Source organism: Ulvibacter sp. 2305UL32-6, assembly GCF_058148545.1.
This window is the reverse complement of the sequence record NZ_JBYVKA010000001.1, coordinates 558989-576937: the sequence shown is the minus strand read 5'-3', so window position 1 is coordinate 576937 and position 17949 is coordinate 558989. Positions and strand designations below refer to the sequence as shown.

Genomic DNA, 17949 nt, shown 5'->3' with positions numbered 1-17949 from the left:
TTTGAGCTATGTATATTACAATAACAGCCCAAAAATTGGGAAATAATTATTCACAAAGTTCAGCAGATTTTGTGGGCTATTTAGAGAAAGAAAATGAAGGTTTAGAACAACGGGATATAGAACACTTTTTTAATCAATATGGCGATGAAATTTCCGCTGAAGAAGTGGTCAAAGAAATTGATGGAAACACGGCAAAATTAAAAAAGAAAGAACCCAAATTTTATTCGATTACGGTCAGTCCTTCAAAATATGAATTACGCAAACTTCAGAACAATAGCCAAGATTTAAAAACCTACACTCGTGAGCTGATGAAGGATTATGCTGCGAGCTTCAATCGGGAAATTAATGGACGACCAATTACAGTTAACGATATAAAATACTACGCCAAAATTGAACACCAACGAACCTTTAAGGGTACAGATAAACAGATAAAAGAAAACCAACCTTTTGCCACAAAAATACTTCAGCTCAAAACGGATATCCGAAATATTCAGGAAGGACGAGCTGAAGGGAATATTAAAAGGATGAAAAAGGAAATTGCCAAACTAGAACGCCAAGCACCACATCAAAAAAACGGAAAAAGGATAGTCCAAGGAATGGCAAAAGATGGCAACCAAAGTCACATTCATATTATCGTAAGCAGAAAGGATGCTTCAAATTCTGTAAGTCTTTCCCCAGGAAGTAAACACAAAGCTTCGGAAGTTGAAATGCACGGCAAGAATGTAAAACGAGGTTTTGACCGTGATAAATTCTTTGAAAAAGCGGAAAAAACTTTTGACAGCACTTTTGACTATAAACGTAATTATGCCGAAACCTATAAGGGTCGAAAAGAATTTGTAAAAAATCCCAAGCTCTACTTTGCTGCTTTGATGAAATTACCTGCTAACGAAAAGGCATTGGCTTTTAAAATGATAAACAAAACCGGATTGCCCTTACCACCAAATATCCCTTTGAGCAAAGCACAAATTGCACTTCGGGTTTTTAAGAGATTACGTCGTGGAGCAGAAATAGCAATTAAGTCAAGTTCCATCGGAATATAAATTAATATGCAGATAGACAATCTTATAACAACACTTACAATTATTGGTTTGACCAGTACGGTTTTCTATGCGATGTTTCGTGTAAGCAGATATGCCTTTCTTTTGAATATCATAATGCTTTCATTTTTTGCATTCTATGTAGCTAAAGAAAATGAAGTGGTAACAATATTACTTTATTTAGTTTGTCCGCTAATGCTAATTAATATAGGGCTGTACGTTTTTCTGCATAAAACTGAAAATGCACAAAATGGAAATACGAAATATCTGGTCAATTTTGTTACGAATAAGGGAAACTTTAAATTAGATAATATTAAACGAGGCGTATCCGTCATCGGATCCGCCGGAAGCGGAAAAACCGAAAGTGTAGTTTATGGATTTCTAAAACATTTCCAGAAAGAGAGCTTTTGCGGAATTATTCACGACTACAAGGATTTTGAACTAACCGAAATGGCATATCCACTTTTTAAGGATAGCGATATTCCGTTTAAGGTTATATCCTTCGATAAAATTATCCATCGGGTAAATCCAATTGCACCACGTTATTTAGAAAACGAGGAAAGCGTAAACGAGGTGTCGAGGGTATTAATTGAAAACCTTTTGGAACAAAGGGAAAGTGGAACAACAGGAACAACAAAATTCTTTAACGATGCTGCTGAAGGTTTGATAGGGGGTTTGATATGGAAACTGAAAACAGATTATCCTAAATACTGCACGCTACCACATTTGATAGCGATTTATCAATTATTAGACACAGATAGCCTTATCCAGTTTTTGGAAACCAATACTACATCAAGAGCAATGGCAGATGCTTTTATTAGTGGTAAGGATTCGGATAGGCAGACAGCTGGTGTCAAAAGTACATTGGCAAATGCCCTGAAACGAATTAGCACACAGCGAATTTTTATGGCTTTATCCGCAGACGAAGTGCCTTTAAATATTAATAGCGAAGATAATCCTGCCATAATTTCCGTAGTAAACAATCCAAAATTTGAAACGTCGTATTCACCTGTAATAGCTACCATCATTCACACCATTACCAAGCAAATGAGTATACGGAATTCAAAACCCTCTTTTTTGTTGATGGAAGAAGCGCCAACCATCCGATTATTGAATATGCACCGCATTCCTGCAACTTTGCGTAGTTATGATATTGCGACCATTTACGTTATTCAAGACAAAATTCAGAACGATATGATGTATGGCGACAAGGCAAGCAAAGCCATTTTAAGCAATTTGTCCTACCAGTTTTTTGGTAAGGTAAATGACCCGGACACCGCCAAATATTACGAACGCTTTTTTGAAATTATTAAAGACCCGACCAAGAGTATAAGTCGTGGACATAACTTGGATTTTGATACACGCATCACAACAGGTGAAAAGGAAATTCCAAAAATAAGGGCAGACGTATTTTTTCGATTGAAACAAGGCGAATTTATCACGTATGCAGATGGAAAAGATAAAAAGGTGCAGTTTAAATTGTCTAATATCCAAAGAGCTTTGCCAAAGGAATTGAAACAGTTTTCTAAGGCAGATTTAGAAGAAAATTTTGAGCAAGTTTATAGAGAAGTTAAGTCGATATTCAAATAGCATATAAAGTTCTATTCTTTTTTTGTCGCTTATTTACATCAAAATATATATATTTGTCGTAAATAAACAACAAAATGAATTCTAAGAAAGCCATAGTTCTTCCCAAATATCTCAAGATTTTTGAGCAAATAGGGGAAAATGTAAAGCTTGCTCGTAAGAGAAGGAAGCTTACTGCCGAGCAAGTTTCTGAACGTGCTGGTATTCATAGAGCTACCCTTTATCGTATTGAAAAAGGAGACCCAGCTGTGGCTATTGGATTGTACTTTAATGTATTTAGGGTACTCAATCTTCAAGATGATTTTCTAAAGTTAGCAGTGGATGATGAATTTGGCCGAAAACTTCAAGACCTTGATTTACTATAAATAAGATGGCTGGAGGGAAATTTGACATATACGTATTTGCAGACTGGGACGGTTTAGAATCTTCTACTCTCGTTGGTGTTCTTTCTGCGCATTTTGCCAAGGGTAAAAAGGCGTTCAGTTTTGAATATAACAAAGATTGGTTGAAGACTGATGCACAACGATTGTTAGACCCGGATATAGAATTTTATTCAGGTCCACAATACCCTGCTAACAAAGAGAATTTTGGAATCTTTTTAGATAGTATGCCAGACACTTGGGGTAAGACTTTAATGAAACGTAGAGCTGCCCAAGATGCTAGGGCAAAGAATGAAAAGGCTCGCACACTCTATGAAATAGATTATCTGCTTGGGGTTTTTGATGAAAGTAGAATGGGTGCTTTGCGTTTTAAAACTGAATTGGAAGGTCCTTTTTTAGATAATGATGCGCATAGTCCAACACCGCCGTGGTCTTCGCTAGGCGATTTACAGGAAGCCGCTAAACAACTAGAAAGTGATGACCAAAGTGAAGCCGTAAGAAAATGGATTGCTGTATTGATAGCACCAGGTTCTTCTTTAGGAGGTGCGAGACCCAAGGCAAATATTTTTGACCCAAAGAAGAATCTTTGGATTGCAAAATTTCCATCAAAGACAGATACTATTGATAAAGCTGCTTGGGAATTTTTAGCCTATCAATTAGCTACTGCAGCAGGAATAGATATGGCAGATTCAAAAATAGAAAAGATTAGTGGTGAGTACCATACCTTCCTCACAAGACGATTTGATAGAGATAATGGAAAGCGCATTCACTTTGCCTCGGCTATGACGATGACTGGAAATACAGAAGACATTATAAAGGAATTTGAGCCCAGTTATCTTGAAATTGTAGAATTTATAGAGAATTATGGAGCAGATGTAGAAGCTAATTTACATCAACTTTGGCGACGTATCGTATTTAACATAGCGATTTCTAACACAGATGACCATTTACGAAATCACGGATTTATATTAACAGAAAAAGGTTGGATTTTATCGCCCGCCTATGATTTAAATCCCTCGATAGAAAAAGATGGTTTGTCTCTAAATATAGATATGGATGATAACGCCCTCGATTTTGATTTAGCTAAAAGTGTTGGCGAATATTTTAGGTTAAGCGAAAGTGAAATGGAAACTATACTTTCTGAAGTATTGGCTGTGGTCAAAAATTGGAAACATATAGCAGAAGAAATAGGAATAAAAAGAAGTGAAGCGGAATTGATGTCTAGTGCTTTTAGAACAGAATTAAAAAACAATAAGTATGATTAAAACCGGAAGTGTATTTTCAATGGGAAGTGGAGGAGCTACCTATGAACATAATGTACAAGCAGCTTATTTACTTGCTATGTTATTACAGATTGAGATACCTCTGGTTACTAAAGGCAAAATATCAGAAGTCGCTTTTCAGACAACTAGTAAAGGTTATGCAACAGATGATTTGTTGGTAGAGGTAGATTTAGGTTCTGGGGCAAAGAAGAAAATTTTAGGTCAAATCAAATATAATATAGCTCTTACAGAAGCTAATGAAACCTTTAACGAAGTAATAACAGCCTTTTGGAAAGATTTCAATAACACCAAATTTGATAAAAGTACCGATAGGCTTCTATTGATAAAATCTAATTTGACCAACAACGATAAAAAACACTTTAACGTACTTCTAGATTGGGCATCGACACATAATAATGAAGTTGACTTTTATAAAGAAGTGGAAAGAATCGCTATAAAGAAAAAGCATCTTAACATCTTTGAAAATTTACTCAAAAAGGCTAACGATGATAAGGATGTACCCAAAAAAGACATTTGGATGTTTCTCAGGTGTATGGCTCTTCTTGGATACGACTTTACAACCGAGACCAGTACTGCGTATAGTAATGTTTTAAATATTATTACATTAACTAAAGCTACAGATTGTGAACTAACAGGCAGTCAAATATGGAATAACTTATTGTCTTTAGCTGCTCATTATAATCTTAATGGAGGAACACTATCTTATGACGACTGCATCAAATTAGATATGTACAAATGCTTTAACCCATCTGTATTTGATAGTACTTTTACTTCTGTATCTAAACTTAAAGAAGATAGCAATATCATAATAGAGCCTTTCACTAGCTCTATTGAAGATTTCCACTTGGACCGTTCGGATACGTTAGAAGAGCTTTTGGAGGTATCAAAGAGACATCAATTTACAGTAGTAACAGGAAGTGCTGGTGCTGGTAAGTCTGCATTATTAAAAGACTTTATAGAAATATATCACAACAATACAAATGTTTTTGTTTTCAAGGCTGAACAATTTAATGAAAGTACACTATCACACGTATTTACTAAACTTGGTGTCACACATTCCATTAGTAATATTGTCAATTCCATAGGGTATCTAAAAGAAAAACTGATTGTAATTGATAGTTTGGAGAAATTGCTAGAAGCGAATGCTGAAAACGCCTTTCAACAATTTTTGGCTAAGATAAAATCCTTTAAAGATGTAAAAGTGATTTTTACTTCAAGAGCTTATGCTGTTAACCTAATTCTTCAAAAATATCACTTTACAGATGTAGAAGTTATAGAGGTAAAACTTATGTCGAATGATGAACTAGATTTAGCACAACAACATTTCCCCAGTTTAAAACCATATTTTGAAAACCCCGGAATAAAAGAAATATTACGAAGCCCTAAATATCTTCAGTTTGCCGTAAATACAATTGGAGTAAGCGGATTTCAAGTAGAGGATTTATCTCTAATCGATTTCAAAACAAAACTCTGGAATCATATAATTGAAAAATCAACCATTACTGGCAGTGGTATGGCTAGAAAGCGAGGAAAAGCATTTTCAAATATAGCCATTAAAAGAGCACAGTCTATGCGACTTTTTGTTGAACCAGACGAGGGAGTTGATGAAGCAACTGTAGAAGCTTTACTTGATGACCATATTTTGTACAAAAGTAGAAATGAATATCAATTTTCACCTTCACACGATATTCTTGAAGATTGGGCGCTTGTAAAGCACCTATCAAAACTAAAAGCCGACGCACCGACTGTAGAAAGCTTTTTTAATCAAATAGGCAACCAACCTGCTTTTAGAAGAGCCTTTAGGTTATGGGTAGAAGATTATCTGATTGAAGATACTGATGCTATTGTGCGAATAATCACAAGTACAATTAATAACGATACAATTGAGAAATACTGGATAGACGAGATTTTGATTGCCGTTTTTCGTTCTAAAGATGCGTCACCCTTTTTCGAGAGTTTTAAAGCTGATTTACTAGCTAATAATGCTTCTTTTTTAGCGCGTTGCATTATGTTGACCAGAACTGCTTGTAAAGAATATGGTTTTGGTTCTGAAAAGAATAAATCTATACTATTTCCTATTGGTAGTGTTTGGAGAGATTTACTTGTGTTTATAGCAGAAAATATAACGGCATTGTCAAGTTTACGTGAGTCAATTTTTATGTTATTATTAGATTGGGAGCTAAGATTTTTACTGGATTCTGATAATTCATCCTCTGAGGAAATTGAGGCTTGTAAAAGTATTGTTACCCAGTTTATTCAGCAGATTGAGTCTGAAGATGATTTCTGGTTAAATAAGCTTTCTCGTGAAAAATATACGATACAAGAGTTGGTATACCTATTCTTTGGTCTAGCACCTTTTGCTAAACCTGAACTTAAAGATTTTCTTAATAGAGCAAACTCTAAAGAAGGCGTGGCTTGGAGAGTACAACAATTCTATGAGATAGCTATTAAAATAGCACTTGGTGGTATACGAAACCAAAGCCTTATAAAAGAATTTCCAGAATTGCTTATTTCTTTAACTGATAAAAATTGGAAAGTACAACCAAAGGAAAAAGTCGAAGAAGTGAAAATCGATGGTCACAGAAGCATATCAAGTTTTTTGCCTAAACCAAGACCCGAAAAAGAAGAATCTTGGGGAATAGAAGATTCAAAGTTTGACTATTACCCTTCAGGAATTTATAAAACATTTGTGGCTGGTTTATTTTCAACCCATCCAGTTAAAGCGATTTCGTTTGTAAAGAACTTTGTTAACTATACTGTTGATTTCTTTGTACAGTCGGATTATGGAAAAGAACACCCTCTGGAAAAGTTGACATTGCAATTCCAAGATGGAAAGGAAAGAATCCAATATGGAGATTTAGATTTATGGATTGCTTACAGAGGTTCAGCAACTAGAGTGCACACACTGATTGAATCCTTATTGATGTCTTTAGAGCGTTATTTGCTTCAATTAGCAGCGATAGATAGTGATTCGGCTAAAAAGCTACTAGAAGAACATTGCAAGTATATACTTCAGTTTTCCAATAATGTGGCTTTAACTTCTGTTGTTGCGAGTGTTTTTATGGCAAACCCAAAAGCGTTTACAGAATCCATATTGCCAATTTTTAGTCTAAGACAATTCTATGATTGGGATTTGCAGAGGTCTATAAGTGAGTATCATAGTATGGCGCCAGAAGATAGACAAATATCATATGCACAAAAAGAGAGGATGGAGTCTAATGCTTTACCTCACCGCAGAAAATATCATCAAGGATTAAGAGCTTTTTTGATTCCTTACCAAATTAACTATGGTAAGCTTAACGAAGAACTTTTTAAGATTTTTGATAAATTTTACAATGACTTTACGGATGATCATTTATGGATAAAAACGGTTACAGAAATAGATGTCCGTAAACTAAAACCAGGGAAGGTAAATAAAGAAGCTGGCACAGTAGAATTAGTGCCATCTTATCCAGAAGAAATTTCTGAGACACTTACAGCTATTGAAGAAGATTTTAAGGATAATCACTTTGATGCTTCTTACAGTAATATGCTGCGTAAAGCGATAGAAAATGAAGTAGAAATAACTTTTGAGCAATGGCTAGAAATCTACAATTACTACACAGCAGCAGATTTTCAGCACGGTATATTTGATATGCCAGTATCATTGGCTAAGATTGGGCTTGATTCATTCTCTACTCAATTAAGTGAGCAGCAAACTTTTTGGTGTCTCGATACTATATCTAACGCCGTTGATGCACTGATAACCGACAAATATAAAAATGACTATAATCTAAGTATGAACTATAGTTTGCTGGAGAAAAAGACAATTCTTCACGCTATTCATTTACTACCCAAATATGCTGCTACAGATGAAACGAAAACGGATTATCGAGTGCTACTTGGAAGACTCATCTTATGTCCATTAGACGATTTCGATTTAAGACAATTCCTAATGTATTTTAGAGATGAATTTATTAAGAATTGCCCGGATACTGCCAAGGACTTAACCAAGATGGTTATATCCTTTGCAAAATTTGAGAAAGACAGTCCAAGGCCTTACTATAGAGCGACAAAAGAAGAGTTAGTGGCATATGAAAAGAGCTTTAAATATTTCATTAAAGCATCTATGGATGCCCCAAATGAAATTGACTCGGAAGTTATTGATTACCTCTCGCACGAAAAGCACTTTCTCATTAGAGCTATGTTAATGATATCCACTAAGGAGTGTAATCGAGTTGAAGCTGATTATGTCATTAAAGTTATGCAAGAATTTGTTAGCTTGTACACGGCAGTAGAAGGTGATACTTGGAAAAAAAGTAATCGCGAATTTGATTACACAATTCAAACGGATATGCAGTTATTTCTTGCAGAATTTTGTTTGTACAGTAGTGACATAGAGTTTGGAAAAAAAATATTAAATGCTTTAGTCTTACCATTTTTAGCCAATACTTTCGGTAGAGATACTGGTATTAATGATTTATATGAATTTGTTTCCTCAACGTTGAGTTTTTGCATTACCATAATGTATGATATTGTACGGGACAAAACCGAAGAAGAATTGCAGGTATATGGTACAAGATTCTGGCAGATATGGGACCATTTATTTAATAAGTTAAAGGAGAATGAGAGTTATTACTTTAGCGACAAATTATTGCTAGACAATAGGTTTTTGAAATCATTAGAAGATTGGAAAGGCTTTCTTGGTTACAAGGAATTATACCTAAATATGGTAGATTATTTTGGTACTAAGAAACTATCTTCTGTTATATCTGTTTTTTCAACATTTGGAGAAAAAGTGTTCTTGCCAGAAGGACTTTTGCTCTTAAAAAAAATGATTGATGAGCATCCCGGCAATACATCTGATTTAATGGAAAAAAATGGTAAAGCCTTGATTAAAAAACTATTTTTTAACCATATAAATATCATAAAGAATAGACAGGATTTAGTAAATGCATTTTTACATATTTTAGGTTTAATGATTGATTCAGGCTCTACTGAAGCTTATTTAATTCGCGAAAATGTTTTTGTGTATAAGGCTGAAGTTTAGTTTTTCTGCTACACAATTGTATTTTTTTATCATAAGCATACCTTATTTATTGACAATAAACTGCTGAGATAATTATATATTTATCCTCTGGATTTGCATTAACCAATACCAAAAAATCATTTGGAAAATAACACAGAATTATCAAGGGAAATATTAAACGAATTTCTTGACAGATGGGATATTCAAGCAATCAAGTCAATGAAATTGGAACAATATGTTTCGGTTGGAGACAAAGACACATTCTGTCAATGGTTGGAAACCAAAACAAGAGCTTTAGGAAGTATTAAAGGTATAAATTCTAGCAAGTTTGGAATTTATAAGCGTAGTGACCCAAATGCAAAACCAAAAAATTTAGTCAATGACAATATTTATTCTTGGCAGCGGTATTATGGAGAAAATAGAAAAGAAGCGTTTCAAAATGTAAAAACTGAAATTTTAAAAATTATAGATTATTCAGAAAAAGGAGATTTTGAAAAAATTGATGATTTGCACTTAACCCTTTTTGTAAAGTGGAAGATTGCTTATCTCTATTCAAATGAAAGATTGATTCCAATTTTTAAGAAAGCTGTACTACATAAGATTGCTGAGTATTATGGCTTGACTGTTACCAGAAAAACCAAAACTTCTGAAATTCAGAACTTAATTATTGCTAATAAACCATCTCATTTATCCATTTACCAATTTGCCGATTTATTATATGAGAAATTTGGTAGAGAAAACGGTAAAACGACTAATACTGGAAAAAAGAGAAAAACAAAAAGGAAAGGTACTAAGTCTCGAAATTCATCAAAACAAAACAGAAAAGGAAGCACAAGTTACATTGCTGAGCAAAAGCACAACAAGATACAAGAAGCACTTCAAAATAGGCTTGAAAAACAATATGGTAAAGTCAATGTAGTTCTTGAAGAAAACTATGTAGATATAAAAGTCAAGTTGGAAAAGGAAATTCATTTTTATGAAGTGAAATCCTCAGCTTTTGCCGCTGATTGTATTAGAGAAGGTTTAGGTCAAATTATATCCTATATGCAAAAAGACGATGATGACAGAAAAAAAGTATTATTTATTGCAGGACAGTATGCACCAAACCAAGATGAAGTTGATTATTTGAATTTTGTAAAGAAAAAATTAAAAATTGATTTTGATTATGTTAACGTTGAATTGAAAGATTAACTATCAAAATGACCCTTTTTCCCTCGGTCCTTTATTAGTTACTTTCCACTGATTATTCTCTTTGACCAATTTAAAGATACCCGTCTTTCCATCATAGGACGTTTTGTATCTTACCCAGGCAATTTCACCATCAATGGCTTCATCTAAGATTTCTACCTCGATTTCTTTATCGGAATCTGGAAGCATATTTTGAACCGTAATCAAACTGGCATATCCTTCAGATGTAGTATGCTTCTTTAGAGCTGATTCATCTTTTGAGAAAAAGCTTTTCGCAACAATTTCTGCGGTTTCTGTGTGGGACATATTCTTATTTCCTGAACAAGAAATGAATAAAAGTACGAGTGAGCAAATGACTAAATTTTTCATAATATTATTAATTTGGGTTATTGATATATCTATGTGATATTTTTAGTTCAATATTTCGTTCGCCATCTTTTTCATTCAATTCCAAAATTGCCCTACGGTCATTAGATAATGAGAATTTGGACAACACATAAACGAATCGTATCATCTTTCCCTCTGCAATTTTTGAAGGTAAATGGTGCTTGTAAATCGGTTCTTGATACAAACCCTGTAAAGATTTCTTTTTTCCTTTTTGTCGAGTCTCGATTGAAAGGTTCAAGAAATTCAAATCGTAATCCAAGGTGGAATTATTCCTAATTTGAATAACGAAATAGAGTTCTTCTTTATCAAAAACTATATTTTCAACACTCAAAATAACACCTTGTTTTCTCTTTGTAAAGTAACCAAAGTGTTGTTTTATGTCAAGAAGGTAAGAACAGAATTTTTGGTAATAATAAGTTCTGTTATCTATACTATCTTTAACAGTTACAGTCTGAATAGAATCACTTACTAATGGCTTTTCATTCCCTATACTATTTGATAATGGAATGAAATAATTGAGCTTTGACAGCTGCTTTTTATACCTTACAATATACGAAAAAATTGAACCATTTCTATTGACTACCAGCAGATTACTTTCATTCCCTGGCTTTGCCTGAAGCAATCCAAAATATTGTTCTTTTTCACGATTGTAGGTAAAGACAAAATTATCCGAACCAGTTATGCCTTGCCTTATAGGTTCTGGGAAAAATAGCGCAACATTTTTAGTGTCGTTTGCATAAATAGTGTCGAGGACTGTGTTTGTTTGTGTTGCAGCCTGTGCCCAACATAATCGAGGTGAGATAGCTGACATAATTATAAGAGCTGAAATAATGATATGCTTTTTCATAAGTGTGCGTTTTTAAATGCCCATTATGGGCTCATAATTTTGGTTTTAAAATTAATCTGTAATTATTAAGTACGGTTACTTTTATGTTTCGATTGTTACGCCTAAACACCTTTGTAATTCCACCTACTTGTGGAACAGTAGGAATATTGATGTCGCTGACTATATCGTCTATAACTTCGGTGGTAGCTTCTGCTCGAAAATTGTTTTGTACATAGATGCCCTCACTACCATCAGATAAATCGAAGGCTTTTAGTTTGGTAGGATGATGCTTTATATTTTCAATCTCAATTAAGGCACGATTGGGCTGAAAGCTTATAAATCCAAAAACTGGCGTGTTCTTTGGCATTAATTTATTATTAATTGTTGCAGCTTTAATAAGACGCATTCGTAATCGGGTATTTGCTTTCACAATTTGGTCGCCATCGACAACCACATAAATGGTTTCATCTGTATTACCAATAATCGAAACTTCATTTGGTTTTGGCGAAGCAGCAAAGAACAGTTGATGTTCCAAGCCCAATTCTTTAGCTTCTATTTTTTGTTCTCTTTTGATATCGGCAGAGTCAATTTGCTGTGTAGTATTTTGAGTAATTTTCTTTTGCCCAAAGCTCTGGTATCGCTTTTCGGAATATTGAATTTTGCCAGCCTCATAAATACTATCTACAATGCGTTCTTTTTCCTGTTCTGGTAAATCAGGATTGTAAAGACCTGTTGAATCCAAAAATTTTTCGTCGTAGATGCTAGGCGCATTATTTTCGCGCACTTCTTTTAAATCATTGATAGCATCCAGTTTAGAATCATACTCTTTTTGGTTTTCATCTAAATCTGGCACTAAAGTCTGTTCAAGATTTTTATTTTCACTTTTATCATCGCCCATAACCATCATAGAATAGGAAATTAGGAATATGAAAATCACAGCCAGTACAGCTGCAAAGACAATTTTATTTTTTTCTATTTTCATCTGTAGATATTTATTTGTTTTTATTTGTCAGATGTAATTCGCCATTTAACATTGAAAATAGTTTTCAAAATTGATGTGGCTCATTTCATAATCGTGGTTTTTTTAATTGCCGATTATCGGCTCAATTTTCATCGTTTAATTTTTTTAAGGTGTTCTCGAAATAGTTTGTAATCAATAATCCGTGTGGATTGTTTGGAAAATTTCTATCAACTGATATTAAGTTTCCACTAGAAATAAGTTCGTAGGTGTCTATTATTGAACCACGATTGATTTCAAAAATGGTAACCGTTCTAAAGACATACGTTCCATTTTGTTCTTCGATTTGCGAATCAATGCTCAGGACTTTTTGAACTAGTGAATATTGTAGTAATCGGTTATAGACACCATCGGCTTTTTTCTGACGATATAAATTATCCACAGAGCTGTTACCTAGCCATAGAGCCTTTTCAAGATTCCGCTCATAATTACTGGCATCAATGTTATAGAAATACTTGTGGAACAGCTCTAAATGTGCCAAAGCTTCAACCCTAAAGTTTTCTTTTTGGGTAACGAGTTTCAGCGGAATAATACTGCCATCCGTATTAATGGCAAAGGCACTATTGAGTGCATTTTGATTTGTGTTGAATGCCATCCAAAGTGAAAAGATGCTAGATAGCATTGCAAAAATGACAACTGCCAGTACGATAAATCGGTTCAGTTTTAAGATGGCATAGATATTTTTATAAGGTGTTTTCATTTTCATTGGAATTAGCTAGTAAACAATCTGAGCGTGAAAGATGTAGCGCGTTTATATAATTTGAATTTCAGGAAAACAATGAAACCAACTGACCCAAGCTGCACCACAGGTGCGAAAAAGCCTTGACCAACGTCTGTTCCAAAGAGGTTTGTCCAGAAATTAGTATTGATTTCAGTATAGAGGGCATTCACAAATACATTGACCAAAAAGAAGGCTGGCACCAACATATAGACCGCAGCGTACAATTTGAAAAATGTATAAGCAAGCGAACGGAATTTTTCAAAAACGGCTAGGCTTATGACCAAGGGAAAGAAGGCTTGCATTATGCCCAATAGAAAATAGCGTTCTGCAAGGAATAGCGGGTAGATGAACAAATCTAAAATCCAAAGAAAAATACTAATGATAAATGCAAATATTTTGAATCCGTATAGTGGTGTTACTAAGGCTTCGTATAAGAGCGTCATAGCAGCTTGCGCTACCTCTATGATACTAACATCTTCCTCTATGGGAATGTCCTGCATCTGTAAAGGCAATAACGCAGGTGCTGTACCACGATATTGCGCTTCTATTGAAACCAAGATGCTATCGAAGAAACCTAGTACCTGTGTCGAAAATATGACCAGAAGGACAACTGCAAAATTCTTCGTGAGTTCCCCAGGACTCAATCCCCAAGTGTAACCGTCTTTGTCCGCAATACCTTCGTTGTATTTTTTAAGGATGTTAATTAGAAAAAACAGAACGGCGAGCGTTTTCATTCCTGCAATAGTGTATTGCGAGAAGCTGCTGTTCTGTATCGTTTGAAACACCGCGTCGATGTATTCCAGTCCAATCCCTAAAATAATGGCTGCGGTCATCTTTAATATTCTGTTTCCCGGTTATTTACTTTATCCTGCATTTTTCTGAAGGAAATAATATCCCTGTAGCGTTTAGTTTTTGTGTTGATATTGGAAACCATTTGTTTAGATTCCAGTTCCTTTTGTTTTAGGACTTCAGCACGTTCGGCATCGGACATTTTTAGATTGTCGCTAGATAAGATTTCGCTCATAAAATCTACCGTGTCCAATGAGTTTTGCACAATAGCATCAAATGATTCCGCAACCCGTGTAACTTCCTCTGGTTTGATATAAGGCGAGTTTAAAATATCTTGCAAATCGTTTTGCATTACATTGATTAAGCGTTGATTGTTTTGTGCAATTTCCTGAACCGCTCTGAGTTGTTGTACCACACTTGATACTTTCTCGATACTTTCCTTAGCATCCTTCAAGAATTTTACAGACTTAATCATTTGAGCTGTTTGTTTACCAGATTCTACAAGTTGTTTTACCAAACTGATAAAATTGGTGTTGTCATAAGTGGGCATTCCCTGAGCTTTTATATTCAAGCTGAACAGTAATGCGATTGCGAGTACTAAGATTTTTGTTTTACTCATTGCTAAATATTTGTTTTGGTATTCGTGAATCTTCGATTTCATAATATTATGTTTTAGATGTGAATTGAATTATTGCTTTTTCCATATCGTTATGCTCATCGTAGAGCTTCATTATTTCTTCATTTTCCTGCCCATCGGTTAAGTATGCGGCATACACTTCCTTCGGAACTTCAAGACGAAAAATGTTGCTTTCCTTTCCAATTTTGATAAACATCTCGGTGTACTTGCGTGGTCCAGATAGATTATTTTTAATTGATTTTAATTGGTTCAGGTCGTGGCTGGATAAATTGAGTCGCTTGACCAATTCGTCATAACCCTTTTCATTATTCAAGCTATAAATGACTTGTGTGTTTTCCAATATACTTGCTGATGTTGAATTATTGGGTAACTGATTTATGGATTGCAGAATAATACCAATAGCACCGTTTTGTTTACGAATGGCTTGATAGTAGAATTCCACACTTTCCAGTACGTTGTCAAACTTCAATTGTTTGGCAAACTCATCGAATAGGATGATGCCCTTTTCGGCTCTGTTTTTCCATATGGTTCTTTGGATGGCAGACTTAATCAGTTTCAGCATTACGGATAAGATTTCCTTATTGTCCTTGACTTCATCCAGTTCAAAAACAATCAAGCGTTTATCCTCTATTTTATAAGTTTGGTCTTCGCTAACTTCAAATAAAAAACTGTATAGACCATCGCCGACATATTCGGACATTACGTGCAAGAAGCTGATAACATTGAAGTAGTCGGGATGGATTTTCAAGGTGTCCAGAAGGTCTTTCTGATTCCTTTCTATAAAACTATAAAAACCATCTAACGAGTGATTTTCTGGTATACTATCGTAATAATGCCGTAATATTTTTTTTACCGAAACCGACTGTGCTTTAGTTACTTTTAAATCTGAAGCGAACAATTCAAACAGAAAAACGGATAAATCTTCCAACCGTTCAGGTGTCAAATCTTTTACATCGCTGATGTAAAAAGGATTAATACCTAAGTTCTTACCGCTTTCATAACGAAGCACCGTATATTTCTCAGGATATAGTTTTGCGAATTTAGTGTAAGAACCACCCAAATCGATGATGACCAAGCGAACACCACTTTCAAAATATTGGCGTAGAATATTATTTGCTAAAAACGATTTACCTTCGCCAGTAGGTGCGAAAATGGCAAAGTTTCTTGCCTTGATACGTTTCTTACGTTCGTCCCAAACATCTTTTAAAACGGGAACATTATGTTCTCTATCATTAAAGATGATTCCGGTAGCATCTGAATTGTAATTGGTACTATTAATGAACAGGCATAAAGCGTGTTTTAAATCAGTTACATATAAATCGTTATTTGAGAAGTTTGAAGAAAAACAACAGTAACTGTTTAGTATATAATTTTTTCGTTCTTCGCCTCTAGGATAGTATGGGATGATATCCAATTCCTTAAACTCGGTTTTTATTTTTGAACCAATTCGACTTAAATTTTCTGGGTTTTTGTCCCAATAAACGATGTTTAAATGACCTCGAATAATCCGAGCATTATCATCGGCATTGATTTGGTCGAGAATGTGTTGAATTTTGCCAAGAACTACTTTGTTCTGTGAACCGAAATTTGAACTTTTGTTGAGTTCTTCGACTTTTTTATCAAGTAGTTTTCGCCACTTCTGTTTGTCATCTAAATACAAGATTTGATTAACAATATGATTTTCGTTTAGCGTAAGCCCTAAGCCATCAATAAACCCTTGATAAAACACAAAATCGTCAGAAGTGAATTTCTCATTGGTTTTGCTACTCTGTACACTTTCGCCAAAGCACAATTCGCTATTAATGGCTAGGACATCAAAATGGTTTTCGCCAATATTGACGCTTTTTTTGTCTAATATGATATCTGTGTCAAACCTATCATTGAAACCATTGAAATAACTAGATGTGATTTGCTGAATTTCTTTTGCTTTAAGCGAAACGAATTTCATTTTTCGGCTATTATTTATGAAAGAAACCGAATCACTAACCGAACCGATAAAACTATTTACGTTGTCATCGAGTTTCTGAACAATATCTTTGGAAATCTTTCTGAAGGGATTGACATATTTCGGATTGTTTAATGCTTTATTCTTGGTTAGAATAAAATATAGAAAGCAGCGATGTTCCATATACTCACGACCTTTAAAATGCTCGTGTGTGGCTTTCTCTAAAAATGTATTGTTTGCTAGTTTTTCTGAAGTATATGATTTTTTGAGGTACACATCTTGCTTATGCACTACTGTACCAATAGGCAAGGATTTTAAAGCCTGAAACCAAGCACCGTGTATATCCTCAAAATCCTTTTCGGACAGCGAATAAATTTCTGGTAGTGTCCCTTCATAGCATAAGACCACATTACCATTATTGGCAAAAATGATATTGTCTTGAATATCTGTGATAGGTCTATATTCTGAAAGGTTAATCTTATTCATAATTGAAGCCAGAGTTTCTTTTGTTACTTAATATTCTTGGAAATGCTTTTGCCATTTGGAACAGCTGTGGGTTGTGTGTAATTCTTGTCAAGGCAACATATAGAGCAGCGTTAAAAACCAGTATACCTATAATCATTATAAAGCTGAATGAGAATATAATGACCAATAGTGATGCAAGAATGGAAACCATCATTAGGGCAAACAGGGAAATAGGCAGCCCAAAAATGACCGCCCTTTTTCTTATGTTTTTATAGACCTCGAATTTCTTCATCGTTACACTACGATTCCGATTAAGTATGTGAAGATGCCGACTACTGCGCCAGCTATCAAAACAAATACAAGTACTCTAGTAATCCCTTTTTTAAGGTCTGCATTTTCCCCAAAGAAATGTCCTGCATTAAACAGGAAGCCAACTAGGAAAATGACACCTAATAAAATTGGAAAAATAGTTCTGATAGTGTCGCCAACATCATTAACTGAATCTTCAATACCACCAATTTGAGCAAAAAGAGAAGTGGATAAGAGCGAAAGAAATGATGCTAAATAGAGTGATTTTTTCATAATAAAACTGTTTAGATTTTTATGTTGTTTTCGTTAGTAGAAATTTACATATATTTGAATATAAAATACTGTAAATCAGTAATTTGTGAATAAAAT

Annotated in this window: 14 protein-coding genes; 6 read left to right on the top strand and 8 right to left on the bottom strand. The window is 34.4% G+C overall.

The window, feature by feature from the left end; translation table 11 throughout:
* The first annotated feature begins 8 nt into the window (after positions 1-8).
* The 6 genes from mobB to ACY2RU_RS02735 all read left to right on the top strand — a co-directional run bounded on the left by mobB (position 9) and on the right by ACY2RU_RS02735 (position 10486).
* A complete protein-coding gene (gene mobB / locus ACY2RU_RS02760) occupies positions 9-1040 on the top strand; it encodes a MobB family relaxase (protein ID WP_490136872.1) in 1032 nt (343 codons plus the stop codon).
* Between the two features lie 6 nt (positions 1041-1046).
* Complete coding sequence (locus ACY2RU_RS02755) at positions 1047-2627, top strand: type IV secretory system conjugative DNA transfer family protein (protein WP_490136871.1); 1581 nt, start codon at positions 1047-1049, stop codon at positions 2625-2627.
* A gap of 74 nt (positions 2628-2701) precedes the next feature.
* On the top strand, positions 2702-2989 hold the full coding sequence (locus ACY2RU_RS02750) for a helix-turn-helix domain-containing protein (RefSeq protein WP_490136870.1): 288 nt from the start codon (positions 2702-2704) through the stop codon (positions 2987-2989).
* 5 nt (positions 2990-2994) lie between these two features.
* Positions 2995-4269, top strand: a complete 1275-nt coding sequence (locus ACY2RU_RS02745) for a type II toxin-antitoxin system HipA family toxin (protein ID WP_490136869.1) — start codon at positions 2995-2997, stop codon at positions 4267-4269.
* Positions 4262-9316: an nSTAND1 domain-containing NTPase gene (locus ACY2RU_RS02740; RefSeq protein WP_490136868.1), complete on the top strand. Its 5055-nt coding sequence runs from the start codon at positions 4262-4264 to the stop codon at positions 9314-9316. Before ACY2RU_RS02745 ends, ACY2RU_RS02740 begins: the two co-directional genes overlap by 8 nt.
* 120 nt (positions 9317-9436) lie before the next feature.
* Complete coding sequence (locus tag ACY2RU_RS02735) at positions 9437-10486, top strand: hypothetical protein (protein WP_490136867.1); 1050 nt, start codon at positions 9437-9439, stop codon at positions 10484-10486.
* A 3-nt stretch (positions 10487-10489) separates the two neighbouring features.
* On the opposite strand, the gene ACY2RU_RS02730 is transcribed toward ACY2RU_RS02735, so the two are convergent.
* The 8 genes from ACY2RU_RS02730 to ACY2RU_RS02695 all read right to left on the bottom strand — a co-directional run bounded on the left by ACY2RU_RS02730 (position 10490) and on the right by ACY2RU_RS02695 (position 17853).
* The gene (locus tag ACY2RU_RS02730) at positions 10490-10789 is read right to left on the bottom strand and encodes a hypothetical protein (protein WP_490136866.1); all 300 of its coding nucleotides are present in this window, start codon (positions 10787-10789) and stop codon (positions 10490-10492) included.
* Between the two features lie 70 nt (positions 10790-10859).
* Positions 10860-11717, bottom strand: a complete 858-nt coding sequence (locus tag ACY2RU_RS02725; protein ID WP_490136865.1) for a DUF4138 domain-containing protein — start codon at positions 11715-11717, stop codon at positions 10860-10862.
* A gap of 31 nt (positions 11718-11748) precedes the next feature.
* Positions 11749-12678, bottom strand: coding sequence for a conjugative transposon protein TraM (gene traM, locus ACY2RU_RS02720; RefSeq protein ID WP_490136864.1), 930 nt, complete (start codon positions 12676-12678; stop codon positions 11749-11751).
* A 121-nt stretch (positions 12679-12799) separates the two neighbouring features.
* The gene (locus ACY2RU_RS02715) at positions 12800-13414 is read right to left on the bottom strand and encodes a conjugal transfer protein TraK (RefSeq protein ID WP_490136863.1); all 615 of its coding nucleotides are present in this window, start codon (positions 13412-13414) and stop codon (positions 12800-12802) included.
* An 11-nt stretch (positions 13415-13425) separates the two neighbouring features.
* Positions 13426-14268 (bottom strand): hypothetical protein, encoded by an 843-nt coding sequence (locus ACY2RU_RS02710; RefSeq protein WP_490136862.1) that lies wholly within the window; start codon positions 14266-14268, stop codon positions 13426-13428.
* A 2-nt stretch (positions 14269-14270) separates the two neighbouring features.
* Positions 14271-14885 carry a conjugal transfer protein gene (locus tag ACY2RU_RS02705; protein ID WP_490136861.1) on the bottom strand — a complete coding sequence of 205 codons (615 nt, stop codon included), beginning with the start codon at positions 14883-14885 and terminating at the stop codon, positions 14271-14273.
* 4 nt (positions 14886-14889) lie between these two features.
* On the bottom strand, positions 14890-17292 hold the full coding sequence (locus ACY2RU_RS02700; protein ID WP_490136860.1) for a TraG family conjugative transposon ATPase: 2403 nt from the start codon (positions 17290-17292) through the stop codon (positions 14890-14892).
* Positions 17293-17565: 273 nt separating this feature from the next.
* The gene (locus ACY2RU_RS02695; RefSeq protein WP_026813281.1) at positions 17566-17853 is read right to left on the bottom strand and encodes a hypothetical protein; all 288 of its coding nucleotides are present in this window, start codon (positions 17851-17853) and stop codon (positions 17566-17568) included.
* Positions 17854-17949 lie beyond the last annotated feature (96 nt).

Excerpts from the sequence above, each read along its gene's own strand:
- ACY2RU_RS02740 (WP_490136868.1), top strand. The coding sequence starts at position 4,262 with ATGATTAAAACCGGAAGTGTATTTTCAATGGGAAGTGGAGGAGCTACC.
- ACY2RU_RS02745 (WP_490136869.1), top strand. The coding sequence starts at position 2,995 with ATGGCTGGAGGGAAATTTGACATATACGTATTTGCAGACTGGGACGGT.
- ACY2RU_RS02710 (WP_490136862.1), bottom strand. The coding sequence starts at position 14,268 with ATGACCGCAGCCATTATTTTAGGGATTGGACTGGAATACATCGACGCG.
- traM (WP_490136864.1), bottom strand. The coding sequence starts at position 12,678 with ATGAAAATAGAAAAAAATAAAATTGTCTTTGCAGCTGTACTGGCTGTG.
- ACY2RU_RS02725 (WP_490136865.1), bottom strand. The coding sequence starts at position 11,717 with ATGAAAAAGCATATCATTATTTCAGCTCTTATAATTATGTCAGCTATC.
- ACY2RU_RS02705 (WP_490136861.1), bottom strand. The coding sequence starts at position 14,885 with ATGAAATCGAAGATTCACGAATACCAAAACAAATATTTAGCAATGAGT.
- ACY2RU_RS02700 (WP_490136860.1), bottom strand. The coding sequence starts at position 17,292 with ATGAATAAGATTAACCTTTCAGAATATAGACCTATCACAGATATTCAA.
- ACY2RU_RS02695 (WP_026813281.1), bottom strand. The coding sequence starts at position 17,853 with ATGAAAAAATCACTCTATTTAGCATCATTTCTTTCGCTCTTATCCACT.
- ACY2RU_RS02750 (WP_490136870.1), top strand. The coding sequence starts at position 2,702 with ATGAATTCTAAGAAAGCCATAGTTCTTCCCAAATATCTCAAGATTTTT.
- mobB (WP_490136872.1), top strand. The coding sequence starts at position 9 with ATGTATATTACAATAACAGCCCAAAAATTGGGAAATAATTATTCACAA.
- ACY2RU_RS02755 (WP_490136871.1), top strand. The coding sequence starts at position 1,047 with ATGCAGATAGACAATCTTATAACAACACTTACAATTATTGGTTTGACC.
- ACY2RU_RS02730 (WP_490136866.1), bottom strand. The coding sequence starts at position 10,789 with ATGTCCCACACAGAAACCGCAGAAATTGTTGCGAAAAGCTTTTTCTCA.
- ACY2RU_RS02715 (WP_490136863.1), bottom strand. The coding sequence starts at position 13,414 with ATGAAAACACCTTATAAAAATATCTATGCCATCTTAAAACTGAACCGA.